The 16711-nt window shown below is 70.7% G+C and carries 20 protein-coding genes; 11 read left to right on the forward strand and 9 right to left on the reverse strand.

Features of this window, described 5'->3' with window-relative positions:
* From DDF62_RS01205 to DDF62_RS01220, 4 genes are all read left to right on the forward strand, one after another.
* Nucleotides 1-810 (forward strand): bestrophin-like domain, encoded by an 810-nt coding sequence (locus tag DDF62_RS01205; RefSeq protein ID WP_116487415.1) that lies wholly within the window; start codon nt 1-3, stop codon nt 808-810.
* A gap of 152 nt (nt 811-962) precedes the next feature.
* Nucleotides 963-1625, forward strand: coding sequence for an RcnB family protein (locus DDF62_RS25920; RefSeq protein ID WP_116487416.1), 663 nt, complete (start codon nt 963-965; stop codon nt 1623-1625).
* A 23-nt stretch (nt 1626-1648) separates the two neighbouring features.
* Complete coding sequence (locus DDF62_RS01215) at nt 1649-2179, forward strand: hypothetical protein (RefSeq protein ID WP_116487417.1); 531 nt, start codon at nt 1649-1651, stop codon at nt 2177-2179.
* Between the two features lie 18 nt (nt 2180-2197).
* The gene (locus DDF62_RS01220) at nt 2198-2725 is read left to right on the forward strand and encodes a hypothetical protein (protein WP_116487418.1); all 528 of its coding nucleotides are present in this window, start codon (nt 2198-2200) and stop codon (nt 2723-2725) included.
* 65 nt (nt 2726-2790) lie between these two features.
* Here the strand turns inward: DDF62_RS01220 and DDF62_RS01225 are convergent, their stop codons facing one another.
* The 5 genes from DDF62_RS01225 to DDF62_RS01245 form a co-directional block, all read right to left on the reverse strand.
* Nucleotides 2791-3594, reverse strand: a complete 804-nt coding sequence (locus tag DDF62_RS01225) for a CPBP family intramembrane glutamic endopeptidase (RefSeq protein ID WP_165832144.1) — start codon at nt 3592-3594, stop codon at nt 2791-2793.
* Between the two features lie 2 nt (nt 3595-3596).
* Nucleotides 3597-4397, reverse strand: coding sequence for a MipA/OmpV family protein (locus DDF62_RS01230; RefSeq protein WP_116487419.1), 801 nt, complete (start codon nt 4395-4397; stop codon nt 3597-3599).
* A gap of 129 nt (nt 4398-4526) precedes the next feature.
* On the reverse strand, nt 4527-5663 hold the full coding sequence (locus tag DDF62_RS01235; RefSeq protein WP_116487420.1) for a helix-turn-helix domain-containing protein: 1137 nt from the start codon (nt 5661-5663) through the stop codon (nt 4527-4529).
* A gap of 78 nt (nt 5664-5741) precedes the next feature.
* On the reverse strand, nt 5742-6503 hold the full coding sequence (locus DDF62_RS01240) for a Crp/Fnr family transcriptional regulator (protein ID WP_116487462.1): 762 nt from the start codon (nt 6501-6503) through the stop codon (nt 5742-5744).
* 70 nt (nt 6504-6573) lie between these two features.
* Complete coding sequence (locus DDF62_RS01245) at nt 6574-6783, reverse strand: hypothetical protein (protein ID WP_116487421.1); 210 nt, start codon at nt 6781-6783, stop codon at nt 6574-6576.
* 211 nt (nt 6784-6994) lie between these two features.
* Here DDF62_RS01245 and DDF62_RS01250 point away from each other — a divergent pair, with 211 nt between their 5' ends.
* The 7 genes from DDF62_RS01250 to DDF62_RS01280 all read left to right on the forward strand — a co-directional run bounded on the left by DDF62_RS01250 (nt 6995) and on the right by DDF62_RS01280 (nt 13157).
* A complete protein-coding gene (locus tag DDF62_RS01250; protein ID WP_116487422.1) occupies nt 6995-7441 on the forward strand; it encodes a TIGR02301 family protein in 447 nt (148 codons plus the stop codon).
* 80 nt (nt 7442-7521) lie between these two features.
* Nucleotides 7522-8481: an SPFH domain-containing protein gene (locus tag DDF62_RS01255; RefSeq protein ID WP_165828982.1), complete on the forward strand. Its 960-nt coding sequence runs from the start codon at nt 7522-7524 to the stop codon at nt 8479-8481.
* Nucleotides 8482-8485: 4 nt separating this feature from the next.
* Nucleotides 8486-8950, forward strand: coding sequence for an NfeD family protein (locus DDF62_RS01260; RefSeq protein WP_116487423.1), 465 nt, complete (start codon nt 8486-8488; stop codon nt 8948-8950).
* A 153-nt stretch (nt 8951-9103) separates the two neighbouring features.
* Complete coding sequence (locus tag DDF62_RS01265) at nt 9104-10960, forward strand: ATP-binding protein (protein ID WP_116487424.1); 1857 nt, start codon at nt 9104-9106, stop codon at nt 10958-10960.
* A gap of 73 nt (nt 10961-11033) precedes the next feature.
* Complete coding sequence (locus DDF62_RS01270) at nt 11034-11393, forward strand: hypothetical protein (RefSeq protein ID WP_116487425.1); 360 nt, start codon at nt 11034-11036, stop codon at nt 11391-11393.
* A gap of 79 nt (nt 11394-11472) precedes the next feature.
* The gene (locus DDF62_RS01275; RefSeq protein ID WP_116487426.1) at nt 11473-12399 is read left to right on the forward strand and encodes an ABC transporter ATP-binding protein; all 927 of its coding nucleotides are present in this window, start codon (nt 11473-11475) and stop codon (nt 12397-12399) included.
* Nucleotides 12396-13157 carry an ABC transporter permease gene (locus DDF62_RS01280; protein WP_101717188.1) on the forward strand — a complete coding sequence of 254 codons (762 nt, stop codon included), beginning with the start codon at nt 12396-12398 and terminating at the stop codon, nt 13155-13157. The genes DDF62_RS01275 and DDF62_RS01280 overlap by 4 nt, the downstream gene beginning before the upstream one ends.
* 3 nt (nt 13158-13160) lie before the next feature.
* On the opposite strand, the gene DDF62_RS01285 is transcribed toward DDF62_RS01280, so the two are convergent.
* The 4 genes from DDF62_RS01285 to DDF62_RS01300 form a co-directional block, all read right to left on the reverse strand.
* Nucleotides 13161-13739, reverse strand: coding sequence for a TetR/AcrR family transcriptional regulator (locus tag DDF62_RS01285; RefSeq protein ID WP_116487427.1), 579 nt, complete (start codon nt 13737-13739; stop codon nt 13161-13163).
* 111 nt (nt 13740-13850) lie between these two features.
* Nucleotides 13851-14363 (reverse strand): hypothetical protein, encoded by a 513-nt coding sequence (locus DDF62_RS01290; protein WP_116487428.1) that lies wholly within the window; start codon nt 14361-14363, stop codon nt 13851-13853.
* Nucleotides 14364-14426: 63 nt separating this feature from the next.
* The gene (locus DDF62_RS01295) at nt 14427-15416 is read right to left on the reverse strand and encodes an L-threonylcarbamoyladenylate synthase (RefSeq protein WP_116487429.1); all 990 of its coding nucleotides are present in this window, start codon (nt 15414-15416) and stop codon (nt 14427-14429) included.
* Nucleotides 15335-16690 carry a YceI family protein gene (locus tag DDF62_RS01300; protein WP_116487430.1) on the reverse strand — a complete coding sequence of 452 codons (1356 nt, stop codon included), beginning with the start codon at nt 16688-16690 and terminating at the stop codon, nt 15335-15337. The genes DDF62_RS01295 and DDF62_RS01300 overlap by 82 nt, the downstream gene beginning before the upstream one ends.
* Nucleotides 16691-16711 lie beyond the last annotated feature (21 nt).

A 16711-nucleotide genomic window follows, 5' to 3' on the forward strand; every position in this document is an offset into this window, starting at 1 on the left:
ATGGACCGGTTCTTCAACCAGGAATCCCTGATCGTCATCGCCGTGGCCCTGTTCGCGCTGCTGGTCGCCGCGCGCGAGGGCGCCTCCTGGCTGGCGCGGCGGCTGGCGGGCGAGCGCCACGTGGTCAGCGAGCCCGGCTATGTGCTGTCAGGGGTGCTGGGCCTGCTGGCGCTGCTGATCGCCTTCACCTTCGGCCTGGCGCTGGACCGCTACGAGACCCGCTACAACCTGCTGGTGGCCGAAGCCGCCGCCCTGAACACCGCCGACATGCGGGTGCGGCTGCTGGACCAGCCGGCGTCGGGGCGTCTGGTCGAACTGGTCCGCGCCTATGCCGAGGCGCGCCTGGCCTATGGCGAGGCCGACGCCGCCCACAAGAACCCCTTCGCCGAGCAGTCGGCGCGGCTGCGCAAGGAGATCCAGGCCGAGACCCTGCGCGCGGCCCGCAACGTGCGCGACCGGCCCTTCGCGCCGCTGGTGGTGCAGGGCGTCAACGACGCCCTGGCCGTCGGCGTCGAGCGCGAGGCGGCCCACAACGCCCCGCTGCCGACCACGGTGATCATGGTGCTGGTGGTCTATGCCGTCGTGGTGGCCGCCGTGCTCGGCTACACCCTCCCGGCCCCGCACCATCAGCACCGGCTGGTGTCGGGCCTGCTGTTCCTGCTGCTGACCCTGGCCATGACGCTGATCCTGGATCTGGACCGGGCCCGCAGCGGCTCGATCCGCATCGACCAGGGACCGATGCAGCGCCTGGTGCGGTCGCTGGAGCACGCCCCGCCGCCCGCCCAGCGCGTGGTGACCCAGCCGCATTGAACCGCCCGGCCGCTCTTGAGCGTTTCGCGCAAAAACGTGCGGCGACACTGAAGCCATGGGTTGAAGCTGGGCCAGATTGGGTCTTTTCTGGCGACCGTACCCGGCATCGACCGGCGCGAGACGTCCTTCCTCCCTTTCCGCAGGAGTCGCCAATGGACCGCCGCAAGCTTCTCACCTTCGGCCTGCTGGCCGTCCTGCCCGGCCTGGCCCACGCCCAGGGCCACGGCAACCATGGCCCCGGCGGTCAAGGTCCCGGACAAGGCGCCCCCGGCGGCCAGGGACCTGGCGGACAACGTCCCGGCCAAGGCTCGGGTCCCGGATCGGGCGGCGGCCGTCCTCCGGGACAAGGCTCCGGCCAGGGTCCCGGACAGGGGCAGGGTCCCGGCCATGGGCCCGGACACCCCGGCGGCGGAGGCTCGCAGCCCGGCCGTCCCGGCGGCGGCTCGCCGTCGCGCCCGCCGACCACCCGCCCCCCGACCACCCGTCCGCCATCCGGACACCGCCCGCCGGGTCGCCCCGGCCCCAACCCGCCGATGGGGCCCCACCGTCCCGGCGCGGGCCGCCCCTCCGGCTTCCGTCCGATCCAGGGCGGCCGCTGGCGCTATCCGCCGGGCCAGCGCTATCGCCGCTGGGCCATCGGCGGGATCCTGCCGGGCCTGTTCCTGTCGTCGGGCTACATCTTCGACGACTACTGGCGCCTGGGCCTGGGCGGCCCGCCCTACGGCTATCACTGGGTGCGGTACGGACCCGACCTGTTGCTGGTCGAGTGGCGCACCGGCCGCGTCGTCGACGTGATCTACGGCGCCTTCTACTGATCGCCTCCAACCGGGAGACCTCGATGAACAGGACGACGAGGGCCGCCGTGGCGGCCGTCGCGGGCCTCAGCGTGCTGGCGACCTCGCTGGCCGCCGCCGCCCAGCCCCGCGACCTGATCGGCGCCCGCGCCGGCCAGGGCGAGAACAGCCTGCGCTCGCGCGGCTACCAGCTCGATCACACCGACGGCGGCGTGCAGTATTGGTGGCACCCGGGCAACCGCGAATGCATCAACCTGTTCGTCGACGACGGCCGCTACGACACCATCGACCGACGGCCTTCCGCGGAATGCAACGCGGGCAAGGGCGGCAAGAAGGACAATACCGGGGCCATCGTCGCCGGGGCCCTGGCCATCGGCATCCTGGCCGCGGCCGCCGCCTCGTCGAAGAAGAAGCACGAAGACGACCGCTACCGGGACGACGACGACCGCCGCCGCGATCCGCCCTACTCCCCGGCCCGTGGCGTCGACTGCTATCCCTCGCAACGGGCCTGCTACGAGCGCGGACGCGGCTATTCGCCGTCGTGGACGTCGCGCGAATTCGGCTACCGCTACTAGAGCCCGGAGGACGAGATCATGCACACCCTCCGCACCCTGACCTTCGCCCTGGCCGCGACCGCCCTGGTCGCCGGCTGCGCGCCCAAGCCCGACGCCAAGACCGACGCCGCCGCCGCGCCCGCGCCCGTGGGCAAGGACGCCGCCCGCCAGGAGACCGGCGCGCTGCTGGCCGACCTGATGACGCCGACCTTCACGGTCGAGCAGCAGGGCCGGATCCTCAACATGGGCTACTTCATGGCCGCCTCGTCGCTGTGCCCCGACCTTGAGGTCGATCCGCTGAAGATGGGCCGGGCCGTCGACGCCGTCCTGACCCTGGGCCCGCCCGAACAGACCGACGCCGAAAAGGCCCACCAGCGCGACGCGGTGATCATGTTCCTCGGTATGGCCAGCGGGGCGATGATCGGCTCGCACGCCGACGACAAGACCCAGTTCTGCGAGGACGCGGCCAAGGTGAAGGGCGGCGCCCCCGAGACCCACCTGTTCGCCGCCGGAAAGCCGAGCGATCCGTCGACCGCGCCGGTGCCGGAAACCCCGGCCAAGCCGTAAAGAACCAAACTCGCTCGTCATCCCGGGCCTACGGCCGGGATGACGACTTTGCGGGTGTGGATGCCTCACGGCTGCAGGATCACCACCAGCACGGCGGCGATCAGCACCAGCCCCTCCACCCCATGGATGACCACCGCCAGCCAGTTGGAGCGGAAGGCCTGGGCCGGCAGGGCGTAGCAGAGGCAGCTGATCACCAGGCCCGGCATCAGCCAGAACTTGTGCACGTGATAGGCGGAAAACAGCAGGCCGTTGCCCAGCCACGCCCACCGCCCCCAGGCCCGTTCCATGCGCGGCAGCAGCACGCCATGGAACAGCAGCGCCTCGCCCAGGCCGTAGTTGAACAGGCTGGAGATGAGGGCGAGTCCCAGGATATCCCACCGCCCTCGCGCCTGCGGCGTGATCAGGTGCTCGATCATCGCGAAAGGCGGCGCAAGGGCGGCCAGTCGCTCGCCCAGTGGCGTGGCCTGGAACAGCAGGGTGGCGGCCTCGTCGCCCAGGAAGCCCAGGGCGACGAACAGCGGGACCAGCAGGAAGGCGCCCAGAAACGGCCTCCCCGTCGAGCGCCAGACCGGCGGCGTCAGCCACAGCCGCCGGCGAAGCTCGGACCAGGCCAGGCGCACGCCTTCCAGCTTCAGCACCACCAGCGACAAGACGAGCTGCCAGGCCATGCCCAGCACCATCATGCGCCAGAAGACCAGGCCCGGCAGCGGATCGCCGGGCGCCATCAGCCGGGGCGCGACGATCCAGGCCAGAACCGCCATCGGCGCCGTGGCCGCCAGCCAGATCAGCAGGATCGCCGCCGTCCGGCCGACGGCGACCAGCCGCGCCGGCACGCCGGGCGAGATCAGGGTCGCGTGCACGGGGATCATGCCTAGAACCGGCGGACCAGGCCGACGAAGCCGGCCGCGGCGCTCTTCTTGGCCACCAGGGGGCTCTTGGTGATGTCGTCGTCGAACAGCTCGACCTCGGCGGCGGCGATGACATAGACCCGCTCGCCGATCCGGTAGCGGGCCTGCGCGCCCAGCGACGGCACGACCACCCCGCCCGACGGCGCGCCGCGCGTGCGGCCGAACTCGTAGGCGCGGGCCGCCCCGACCTCGTCGGCCTTCAGGCCATAGAGCCAGGTAGCGAGCTTCTTGTCCTTCCACGACAGGCCGGCCATGGCCTCCAGCGTCAGCCGCTCGGTCGGCGCGGCCGCCAGGGTCAGGTCGAGATTGACCTCCTGGCCCCTGGTCTCGCCGGAGACATCGGCCAGGTATTCCAGGCTGACCGTGGCCGGGCCGAAGGCGGCGCTGGCCCGGCCGCCGACATCGACGCCGACGTCGCGCTCGAGGAAGGCGTAGTCACGGGTCTCCTTCGGATCGACCAGCTGGAAGCGCGGCGAGATCCGACCCTCCAGCGTGAAGCGGTCGGTCCCGTAGGCCTTGACCGCCAGGCCGTTCAGGTCGGCGGTGATGCGACTGTCCTGGTAGAAGAACAGCGGCAGCACGCCGGTCCCGGTCTTGTCCTTGGCGCTCTCATAAGGATTGGAGGCGGCGTAGGCGCCAGCCCCCAGCAGGAACAGCCGCTCGGGCTTCTCCTCGGCGCGGGCGGCCTGGGCGCGAGCGGAAGGGGCGAAGGCGACCAGCAGGCAGCCGGCCAGCAGGGCGGCGCCGCACAGGCGATCGATCATGACGGTTCTCTTTCGGAACGTGGGGAGGACGTCTCGACCCTGGCCCGAGCAGCGGCGGGCGTCGTCCGAACGGGCAGGCCCGGAGCCGCGAGGCGTCCGACCCTGCCGGTCAGGACATGGATGGCGGGGTCAGGCGGCCGGGCGGAAGGCGCTGGGCGGCCGGCCGGCGTGCTTCTTGACGGCGGCGTTGAAGGTCGAGCGCGAGTTGAAGCCGACCTCGTAGGCGATGGCCAGGATCGGCTCGTCGGAGGCGCCGATGCGCGTCACCGCCTCCTCGACCCGCCAGCGATTGACGTAGTCGAAGAAGCTCTGGCCCAGGTGCTCGTTCAGCACCTGCGACAGGTGGTTGGGCGTGACGCCGATGCGGCCCGCAAGCCCACTGAGCGACAGCAGCGGATCGCGATAGAGGGCGCCGGTGCGCATGACCTGCTCCAGGCGGGCGGCGATCTCGACCTGGCGCGCATCGGGCAGGGCCGAGCGAGCGTACTTGCCGGCGGCCGGCAGCGTCTGCGGCGTCTCGGTCTGGGGCGTGTAGATCGGCTTCTGCGACAGGCCAAACAGGCCGATGGCGACGGTCCAGGCCAGTTCGACCGCGGCGGCGGCGGCGTCCAGCCAGCCCTCGTGCGCGGCGCCGGCGGCCAGGGCCGACTTCACCGCTCCCCAGATCCAGGCGGCCAGCATCACCAGCAGCAGCGCCCGCAGCCAGCTCAGCGTGCGGTCCTCCAGGTTGGAAAAGAGGTCGCGCACCCGGCGAACATGGCGGCTCATCACGGCGAAGGCGGCGGCGAGATAACCCAGGGTCACGGCCAGGAACAACGCCACGAAGGCCAGCTGCAGCGGTCCGGCCAGAGGGTCGGCCTGCGCGCCCGCGCCGGTATAGACCGCCAGCCGCGTCGAGACCGGCAGCAGGAAGAACGGCAGGACCAGCAGCATGGCGACGCCCGCCGGCCAGCCGATGCGCGCGACGCGGCCCACGGTCCAGCCCCGCTCCGGATCGCCGGTCATGGCCAGCACATAGGCCAGGATCGCCGGCCCCAGGCCCAGCGAGGTGGTCCACAGGATCCCCGTCGCCCAGGGGGCGGCCGCATAGGCGCCGGCGCGGTCGAGCATCAGGTCCAGGCCCGACAGGGCGCTGAGCAGCAGGAAAACCGCAAGCGCGGTGGAGGGGGCCGTGCGCCAGTCGCGGCGCAGGCCGAGCTGCGCGGCCGCGAACAACCCCACGCCGGCCGCCGCCGAGGCCAGGATCAGCACCACAGTGTCGGCCATGCTCCCCCTCGCCCGGATGAAAACGGCGCGGAGAGTGTCGCGTAACGCCGGTAGACGCAATCGCCGGGAGAGTGGAGGCTAGTCCTTGATCTCGGGCAGCAGCCGCTCGAAGTGCGCCTCGACCTGGCCGTAGCACTCGCAGGCGCGGCGTTCGAGCTTGCGGCGATCGAGGATCTCCACCCGGCCGCGGCGGGTCTGGATGATCCCGTCGGCCTGCAGCACCTTGGCCGCGGCGGTGACGGTGGTGCGCTGCACGCCCATCATGTCGGCCAGCGCCTCCTGGGTCAGGCGCACCACGTCCTCGCCCGAGCGGTCGTGCGCCGACAGCAGCCAGCGGCAGCAGCGCTGCTCGATGGTGTGCAGGGCGTTGCAGGCCACCGACTGCATCATCTGGGCGATCATGGCGTCGGCGTAGCGGGTGAAGAGGTCGCCCATGCCCGGAAAGCGCTGGCGCATCTCGTCCAGGCGCGCGGTCGGCACCACGAAGGCCGGTCCAGGGACCTGCACTACCGCGCGGCCGTAGGCGGGCTTCAGCCCGCCGCTGACGATGCCGCCCAGCGCGCCTTCCCAGCCGACGGTGGCGGCCTCGACCTCGCGGCCCTCGGCGGTGACCACCAGGAGGGCGACCATGGTCGGCCGGCACGGCAAATAGGTGTTGCGCACGTCCTCGCCGACATCGAACAGCACCTGTCCCCGCGCCAGGGCGGTCAGGGACAGGCCGGTCTTCAGCGCGGCGCGCGCCTCGTCTGACAGGGCCAGCAGCAGGCGATTGCCGGCATAGGCCTGGGTGACCCGCTCGGCGCGGGCGTCTCGTTCGTTCAGTTCTGCGGAGTCGGCCATGGCGGCATCCAACGGCGGCGCTTGCTCACCGTTAAAGCGCGCGGAGGCCGCCTTTCGTTGCGTGAAGCCTTCAGCTCAGCAGGGTGGGCCTGTGCAGCTGCCCGGTTTCGTCCTGCAAGTGCATGCGCACCGGCAGGCCAAGGCCCGTCGCCTGCTCGGCCAGCCGGACGGCCGCGCGTTCGGCTTCGTGGCGGTTGCGGTAGGCCCCGAACCGGAGCTGGTCGCCGATGATGGTCCACCGGTCGCCCACCTGGACGACGCCGTAATGCACTTCGGCCATGACACGTCCTCCCTTCTGCGCTGTCGGAGTGGTCGTTTCTCGCCGCCCCTGACTTATCCACAGCCTGACGCCGATCCTTGTTGATAGCAAGGCCCTGAAGAGTCGAAGTTTCGACTCCAAAAGGGCAAGCGCGGCTGTGGATGAATACGGCGCCGCTCGCCCCGTGCGGGCGTGGCGATGACAGGCCGCGCCCTTGCGGCGATAATGGCGCATGCTTCGCGCGCGCGCCCTCGTCCCGGCCCTGGCGGCCCTGCTGCTGACCGCTCCGGCGGCTTTGTCGGCGCACGCCCAGGAACGCGAGCCGGCCGACCGCCAGCGCCTGCTCGACCTGGCCTATGCGCTGGGCCAGAGCCACGCCCTGCGCCAGGCCTGCGAAGGCGCGGGCGACCAGTTCTGGCGCGCGCGGATGATGCGCCTGATCGATGTCGAGGCGGCCGATACGACCTTCAACGACAGGCTGCGCGACCGCTTCAACGGCGGCTTCGCGGCCAGCCAGGCCGGCCATCCGGAAGGCTGCTCCCCCGAGAGCCGCCGGGCCGAACGCCAGGCCGCCCAGCGCGGCCGCGCCCTCGCCTCCAAGCTGTCGCAGACAGTGGTGTTCAACGAGCCCGTGCAAGCTTCGCCGGATTCCGTGGCGGACGGGCGAGGGGCGCGCTAACCTCGCCTCATGGGCGCAGGCGACCGGCGGCGAGGGCCGCGGGGCCGGCCCGTTCGGGAGGCGTAGACTTGGCCGCTTATCTGGTTCCCCTGGTCCTGCTCGTGCTGGCGATCCTGCTGGTCGTCAACGTCATCAAGATCGTGCCGCAGGGCCGCGAGTTCACCGTCGAGCGTTTCGGCCGCTACACCCGCACGCTCAAGCCCGGCATCAGCATCCTGACCCCCTTCGTCGAGACCATCGGCCGACGGGTGAACATGATGGAGCAGGTGCTCGACGTCCCCAAGCAGGAGGTCATCACCAAGGACAACGTATCGGTGACCGTCGACGCCATCGTCTTCATCCAGGTGATGGACGCCTCGGCCGCGGCCTATCGGGTCGACAACCTGATCTACGCCATCACCCAGCTGGCCCAGACCAACCTGCGCACCGTGGTCGGCTCGATGGAGCTGGACGAGGTGCTCTCCCAGCGCGACCACATCAACTCGCGCCTGCTGGCCACGATCGACGACGCCACCGGCCCCTGGGGCGTCAAGGTCGCCCGCATCGAGATCAAGGACCTGACGCCGCCGGCCGACATCACCAACGCCATGGCCCGCCAGATGAAGGCCGAGCGCGAGCGCCGCGCCGTGATCACCGAGGCCGAGGGCGAGAAGCAGGCCCAGATCGCCCGCGCCGAGGGCGCCAAGCAGTCGGCCATCCTGCAGGCCGAGGGCCGCCGCGAGGCCGCCTACCGCGACGCCGAGGCCCGCGAGCGCGAAGCCGAGGCCGAGGCCAAGGCCACCGCCTTCGTGTCGGAGGCCATCGCCCGCGGCGACGTCAACGCCATCAACTACTTCGTGGCCCAGAAATACGTCGAGGCGTTCGGCGACCTGGCCCGCTCGCCCAACGCCAAGACCGTGATCGTGCCGGCCGACTTCGCCGGCATCACCGGCACGGTGGCCGGGGTCGGCGAACTGATCCGCTCGCTGGGCGGACCGGACGCCACCCCGCCCGTGCGCTCCGCGGCCGTGCCGACCAGCACGCCGCGCAAGGGAGGCTGAGGCCATGACCGGCCTGATCGACTTCTACGTCAACCATCCCTTCTGGCTGTGGCTGTCGGCGGCGGCCGTGTTCCTGGCGATCGAGGTGGGCACGGGCACCGGCTGGCTGCTATGGCCGGCCGCCTCGGCGGCCGCCGTGGGGGTCGTGGCCCTGCTGCTGCCGACCAACCTGCCGGTGGAGATCGCCCTCTTCGCCGTGCTGACCATCGCCAGCACCTACTTCGCCCGCCGCTTCCTGCGGCCGGCCCTGGCCGGACCCGATCCCGACCTCAACGATCCCACCCTGCGCCTGCTCGGCCGCCCGGCCGAGGTGGTCGCCGCCTTCGAGAACGGCCGCGGCCGGGTGTTCGTCGACGGCAAGGAATGGGCCGCCCAGACGGAGGGCGAGGCCGAGGGCGAGACCGCCCCAGAGGCCGGGACGCGGGTCTCGGTGGTGGGCGTGCACGGCGCGGTGCTGACGGTTCGCTGAAGAACCGGCGGCGCCTTTTTGCGTTTCGCGCGTTGTGGGTCGGCGTAAGCTGAAGCTTCACGTCGGCTTGCACTCGTGGGTCGCTATGTCGTCCAGCGGACGGCGGAGGCGGCCAGACTGTGCTGTATCTCAAGGGCGCCCATAGGAACGGCCATGCTCGACGCCTTCTACGCCGATCCGTCAAAGCGCGTCTCCGGCCGCGCGACCACCTCGGACGACGACCTCGCCGACATCGAATTCCTGCACGGCATCAGCGTCGAGCTGATCGGCGAGCACGATCGCCTGGAGCTGTACGGCAAGATCGTCGACGCGGCCGTGTCGATCACCCGCTCGCAGTTCGGGACCATGCAGCTGCTGTGCCCGCAGGGCGACCCGTCGGGCCATGGCGGGGAACTACAGCTTCTGGCCTATCGCGGACTGCCGCCGGAAGCCGTCGCGTTCTGGGGCTGGGTGACCCCTTCGGCCCACAGCAGCTGCACCCTGGCGCTGCGCTCGGGCCGGCGCGCGGTCATCCCCGACTATGAGGACTGGGACGAGATCGCCGGCACCGAGGACCTGCAGGCCTTCCGCCGCACCGGCATCCGCGCGGCCCAGACGACGCCGCTGCGGTCTCGCGACGGCAGCCTGCTGGGCATGATCTCGACCCATTGGAGCCAGGCCCACAACCCCTCCGAACGGGATCTTCGCCTGCTCGACATCCTGGCGCGGCAGGCCGCCGACCTGCTGGAGCGGACCATCGCCGAAGAGGCTCTGCGTGCGCGCGAACGGGAACTGGCCAGCACCGTCACCGCCCTGCGCGCCGCCGAGGGCGAGCTGCGCCAACTCAACGAGACGCTGGAAACCCATGTCCAGGAGCGCACCAACGCGCTGCTGGCCGCCGAGGGCCAGGTCCGCCAGATGCAGAAGCTGGAAGCCATCGGCCAGCTGACCGGCGGAGTGGCGCACGACTTCAACAACCTGCTGACCGTCATCCGTTCGTCGGCCGAACTGCTGCGCCGCCCCTCGCTGCCCGAGGCCAAGCGCGAGCGCTACCTGGATGCGATCGCCGAGACCGCCGACCGCGCCGCCAAGCTCACCGCGCAGCTGCTGGCCTTCGCCCGCCGCCAGACCCTGAAGCCGACCACCTTCGACGTCGGCGCGCGGATCGCCAGCGTCGCCGACATGCTGGGCGCCATCGTCGGCGGCCGCATCCGCCTGACCGTCGAGCCCAGCCTGGCCCCGTGTTTCGTGGAGGCCGACGCCAGTCAGTTCGAGACCGCCCTGGTCAACATGGCGGTGAACGCGCGCGACGCCATGGACGGCGACGGCGACCTCGTCATCCGCGCCTACGAGGCCGCGTCGCTGCCGGCGCTGCGCGGGCAAGGCGGCCACGAAGGGCCGTTCGTCGCCGTCTCGATCACCGACACCGGCTCTGGCATGTCGCCCCGGGTGCTGGATCAGATCTTCGAGCCGTTCTTCACCACCAAGGACGTCGGCAAGGGCACCGGCCTTGGCCTGTCGCAGGTGTTCGGCTTCGCCAAGCAGTCGGGCGGCGACGTAGACGTCGAAAGCCTGGAGGGCGAAGGCTCGACCTTCACGCTGTACCTGCCGCAGGTCGACGCCCCGGCCGAGGCGGCCGCCGCCGACGCCGTGGAGACGGCCGCCGACGAACACGGCGCCATCCTCATCGTCGAGGACAACGCCGAAGTCGGCGACTTCGCGCGCCAGCTGCTGGAGGACCTGGGCTACGAGACCTGCCTCGTCGCCAACGGCCAGCGCGCCATCGCCGTGCTGGAGGAACGCGGCGACGCCTTCGACTACGTCTTCACCGACGTTGTCATGCCCGGCATCAGCGGCCTGGAGCTGGCCCGGCGCATCCGCAGCCGCTGGCCCGGCCTGCCGGTGGTGCTGACCAGCGGCTACAGCCAGGTGCTGGCCGACGACGCCCACCACGGCTTCCCAGTGCTGCAAAAGCCCTATGCGATCGGCGAGCTGGGACGCATGCTCCGTTCGGCCCGCCGTTCCAGCTGACGACTGCTGACAGATCCGGGCGCGGCGGCAGGCTAGTCCGGCCGCTGTCCAGAGCCAGTCCGACGGAGTCCCGATGAAGAGATCGCTTTGCGCGCTGGCCGGCGCGGCCCTGCTGGGCATGAACGCCGGCGCGGCGCTCGCCCAGGACCTCTATATCGGCACGGTGGACGTCCAGAAGGACCAGGTAATCCTCACCCGCTGCGATCTCGCCGCCAACCGCTACGTCCTGCGCGACCGCGACGGCGAGCAGGAAAAGCCGGTCGCCAAGCTGCGCGAGAGCCTCAAGACCTTGAAGGCGCCGGTCTATGTCGAGGTGATCGGCCAGTATGTCGAGATCGAGGGCGAAGACGGTAACGCCCTGGACGTCATCGCCCTGGAGGGGCTGAAGGCGGGCAAGTCGTGTCACCTGGCCGACGCCCTGGGATCGAACTAGGCGCATCGCTCGCCACTGGCGCTTTACGCCGCGCGCCCCCATCTGGGCGCGGACCGCACGGACGAGAGGGAACAGACGGGTGGAACCCATCATCACGGTGTCGGGTCTGACCAAGACCTACGCCTCGGGCCACCAGGCCCTCAAGCAGGTCGACCTGACCATCAATCGCGGCGAGATCTTCGCCCTGCTCGGCCCCAACGGCGCGGGCAAGACCACGCTGATCAGCATCATCTGCGGCATCGTGCGGCCCAGCACCGGCACGATCGTCGCCGACGGTCACGACATCGCCCGCGAGTACCGCCCGGCCCGCACCAAGATCGGCCTGGTGCCGCAGGAGCTGACCACCGACGCCTTCGAGACGGTGATCGCCACGGTCACCTTCAGCCGCGGCCTGTTCGGCAAGCCGGCCAACCCGGCGCTGATCGAGAAGATCCTTCGCGACCTGTCGCTGTGGGACAAGAAGGACGCCAAGATCATGACCCTGTCGGGGGGCATGAAGCGGCGGGTGATGATCGCCAAGGCCCTGTCGCACGAGCCCTCGATCCTGTTCCTCGACGAGCCCACCGCCGGCGTCGACGTCGAACTGCGCCGCGACATGTGGGAGATGGTCCGCAAGCTGCGCGAGACGGGCGTGACCATCATCCTGACCACCCACTACATCGAGGAGGCCGAGGAGATGGCCGACCGGGTGGGCGTGATCCGCAAGGGCGAGATCATCCTGGTCGAGGACAAGGCCGCCCTTATGCAGAAGCTGGGCAAGAAGCAGCTGACCCTGCACCTGCAGGCGCCGCTGGAAGCCGTGCCCGCCGGCCTGTCCGACTACGCCCTGGAACTGACCGCCGACGGGACCGAGCTGGTCTACAGCTTCGACGCCCAGGCCGCCGAGACCGGCATCGCACCGCTGCTGCGCCGCCTGTCGGCCGAAGGCGTCGACTTCACCGACCTCAACACCCGCCAGAGCTCCCTCGAGGAGATCTTCGTCAGCCTGGTGAAGGACCGGCCATGAACATCCACGCCGTCGCCGCCATCTATCGCTTCGAGATGGCGCGGACCTTCCGCACCCTGTTGCAGAGCATCGCTTCGCCGGTGCTGTCGACCTCGCTCTATTTCGTCGTCTTCGGCGCGGCCATCGGCTCGCGCATGACCGCCGTCGACGGCGTGCCCTACGGCGCGTTCATCGTGCCGGGCCTGATCATGCTGTCGATCCTGACCGAGAGCCTGTCGAACGCCTCGTTCGGCATCTACATGCCCAAGTGGTCGGGGACGATCTACGAGGTGCTGTCGGCCCCCGTCTCGCCGTTCGAGATCGTGCTGGGCTATGTCGGCGCGGCGGCCAGCAAGTCCCTGATGCTGGGCGTCATCATCCTGGCCACGGCGCGCCTGTTCGTGCCGTTCGAGATCCAGCACCCGCTGTTCATGGCCGCCTTCCTGGTGCTGACCGCGGTGACGTTCAGCCTGTTCGGCTTCATCCTGGGCATCTGGGCCGACAGCTTCGAGAAGCTGCAGATCGTGCCGCTGCTGGTGATCACGCCCCTGACCTTCCTGGGCGGCAGCTTCTATTCGATCGACATGCTGCCGGGCGTGTGGCGGACGATCTCGCTGTTCAACCCGGTGGTCTACCTGGTCAGCGGCTTCCGCTGGAGCTTCTTCGGCACCTCGGACGTCGGCGTCGGCGTCAGCCTGGCGGCCACCTGCGGCGTGCTGGTGCTGTGCCTGGCGATCATCGCCTGGGTCTTCAAGACCGGCTACCGCCTGAAGAACTGACGGCTAGCCGAACAGCGCGGCGATGATGTCTCGATAGGCCCGCTCCATCGCCGCCGGCGCGGCGGTGGAGCCGCGCGCCCCGCGCAGTTGCAGACCGTCGAGGATCAGGCCGAGGAAGGCGATGCGGGCGACCAGGTCATCGTCGGTCCAGCCCGGCTTGCGGAACGGCGCCAGGGCCTGCACGCCGCGCTCCAGTTGGGCCGTCTCGACGAGGTGGACCACCTGCGCGACCACCGCGTTGCGCTCGGCCTCGGCCAGGATCTCGAGATCCAGGGCCGCCACCTTGCTGTCGCGGGCCTGCCTCAGCGCGGAGGGCGCGTCGCGCAGCAGGGTCTCCAGCACCGGTTCGCCCTGGGTGTGGTTCTCGAACGGATCGAGCACCTTGCGGGCCCGGGCCTCGGCGACCGCGCCGATGATGGCGTCCTTGTTCTCGAAGTGGCGATAGACCTGCCCGACGCTCAAGCCCGCGCCACGGGCGATCTGGTCCATGGTGGTGGAGTGGAAGCCCGACGTCTGGGCGCGCTCGGTGGCGGCGATGAGGATGTCGCGCCGCTGCGCGGAAGCCTTGCGCTCTCGCTCCACCTCGCCCCTCCCCTACGCCGATCCACACACGCGCCGGCCGGGCCGGGCGCGAGCCGATCCTACAAGCGTTCGACAGCGGGTGAAATGCGTTGCGCCCGGCGTGTGTCGGGATCAGTCGGCGGCGCCGCGCTCGATCCTGACCAGGTCCAGCACCCCGACGATCTGGCGGGCCCGCCAGTTGCTGAACAGGAAGGACAGCGGGCCGATCGCCAGGGTCACGACCACCGCGACGACGTTGGTCATGTTCTCGCGCACGAAGGTGCCCAGGTCGTCGCCGACGATCTCGGCCACCAGGGCCGTCACCGACACCGGCACGGTCAGGTAGGTGATGACCACGGCCCGCAGCATCTGCTCCTGCCGCCGGGCGTTCAGCGCCGCCAGGGCCGCCACCGCGTCGAAGGTCTTGTCGTCGACGCCCTTGAACAGGTCGAGCGCGCGCAGGGTCGAGGGATTCCTGCGGAAGCCGCTGACGAAGTCGACACCCAGATAGCCCCAGGCGCCGGGCGTGTAGAACCACGATGGAATGAAGGTCCAGCAGGAGAAGTCGCTCTTGAGCCTGCGCCACAGGTCCCAGAACGCCGGCTCCCGCGCGGTGGCCGTCTCGACCGGTTCCTTCGCCTCCATACGCGCCCCATCAACCCAGACTAGAGATTCGCGCCGACCCTAGCCGGGGCCGCGTGGTCTTGCCTACCCCACGAACCCGGCCGCGCGGCGCAGGCGATCGTTGATGGCCTCGCCCAGGCCCTCGTCGGGGATCGGCGCCACGGCTATGGCCGCCGGCGCGGTGCGGTCGGCCGCCCGCAGGTAGGAAAAGAGATTGGCGGCGGCCTGCGCCAGATCGCCCGTGGGGCTGAGGTTGAACACCCCCTCCCCCTCCGGCCACGGCCCAAAGGCCAGGAAAGCCTCGCCGGCGTCCGGCGCCTGGGCGTTGATCCGCACCGGGGCGTCGGGGGCGTAGTGCAGGGCCAGGCGCCCGGGCGAGCGCTTGGCGTCGTCGTCGGCCTCGGCGAGCGGCCCGACCACCGCTTCCAGCTGGGCGCGGGTGACGGCGCCGGGGCGCAGCAGGCGCACGGGGCCGTCGAGCACGGCGACGACAGTGGACTCCAGGCCGACCTGGCAGGGCCCGCCGTCGAGCACGGCCGCGCACTTGTCGCCCGTCTCGGCGAAAGCGTCGTCGAAGGTGGTGGGGCTGGGACGGCCCGATCGATTGGCCGAGGGGGCCACCACCGGTCCGCCGAACGTGGCCAGCACGGCGCGGGCCAGCGGGTGACCGGGCACGCGGATGGCCACGGTCTCCAGCCCCGCGCGGGCCAGGTCGCAGACGGCCGAAGGATCGGCGATCGGGGCGACGATGGTCAGGGGGCCGGGCCAGAAGGCTTGCGCCAGGGCTCGCGCACGATCGTCGAAGGCGGCGATGCTCGCTGCGGTGTCCAGGTCGGCGACGTGGGCGATCAGCGGGTTGAAGCGCGGACGCCCCTTGGCCTCGAAGATCGCCGCCACGGCCGCGGGGTCGGACGCATCCGCCCCGAGGCCATAGACGGTTTCGGTGGGCAGCAGGACGAGGCCCCCGCTGGCGAGGGCCTGCGCCGCGCGGGCTACTTCTTCTTGGCCGCCATTTTCGCGGTGAGCGCGAAGCTCACCTTGATCTTGGCCGGTATCTGATCCGTCGACGCCCATTCGCCCTGTCCAACCCCGAACGCGGTCCGGTCGAGGGTGGTTACACCGCGAGCCTTGGCCGTGTCGCCGTCGATCTTCAGGCTGAAGGGCAGGCTGAGAGGCTTTTTCACGCCGCGCAGGTTCAGCGTCCCGTCGGCCACGAAGCGGCCCTCGGCGGTCTTGCGGAACTTGGTCGCGGTGAAGGTCGCCTTGGGCGAGGCCGAGGTGTTGAAGAAGTCGGGGCCCTGCAGGCTCTCGTCGCGCTGGCCGTCGCCCGTGCCGGCCGAGGCCAGGTCGACGCTGACGGTCAGCTTCGAACGGTCCAGCGCCTCCGGCGAGAACAGGATATCGGCGGTCCAGCGGCTGAACGTCCCGTGGATCGGGGTGTCGGCCCAGGCCAGGTCGAAGTCGAGGTGCGAGCCCTTCTGCACGGTCCAGGCGACCGGGTCCTTCAGGGCGCTGTCGGCGGGCGGCTCGGTGGTTTCAGCCGGCGTGGCCTGCGGCGCGGGACCGGCCGTCGGCGCGACCGGCGCGGCGGCCGCCGGCGCCTCGTCCGGCAGGGCCAGGTCGTCGGCGCTGCTTTCGGCCGGCGCGGGCTGCGGCGCCTTGGCCTTGGCGGGGGTGTAGAGATAGCCGGCGGCGACCACGGCCGCGAAACCGGCGGCGGCCAGCCACAGGCGCGGCTCCTTCAGGCCCGGCTTGGCGCCGGCGGCCATGTGGCCGAACACCTCGTCGCGGTCGAGGATCTGGTGCTTGGCCACCGCGCCAAGGTGCAGGGCCAGCAGCACGTAGGTGAACTTGACCAGCACGCTGTGGCCGATGTGGCCAAAGTCGTTCCAGGCGTCCTTGGCCCCGGCGGCCAGCTCCGGCAGGCCCGGAATGTGCGGCCAGGGAATGGCGCCGTAGAGGACGGTCGGGATGTTGATGCGGCTGGTCGAGGCGATGATCCAGCCGGTCAGGGGCAGGCCGATCATGATCACGTAGAAGCCGACGTGCACGGCGCTGGCGGCCAGCTTTTCCCAGGTCGGCTGGCCGGCCGGGGCCGGCGGCGACTTGTGGGTGAATTTCCACAGCAGGCGCGCGACGCTGAGCACCAGGATGGTGATGCCGATCGACTTGTGCAGCTGGAAGAGGGCGAAGGTCTCCGCGCCCTTGGGGCCGTCGTCGGCCCGCCAGCCCAGGATCACCTGGAAGATCAGAGCGGCGGCGATCAGCCAGTGCAGGATGATCGCCACCGTCGAATAACGGGATGGGCCCGCCGCCGAGGCGGGCTTGGAAAGCGTCTCGGCGGTCATAGGCCGTCCCTTAGCTCAGGA

Origin of the sequence: Caulobacter radicis (assembly GCF_003094615.1) — a bacterium.
Taxonomy (GTDB): domain Bacteria; phylum Pseudomonadota; class Alphaproteobacteria; order Caulobacterales; family Caulobacteraceae; genus Caulobacter; species Caulobacter radicis.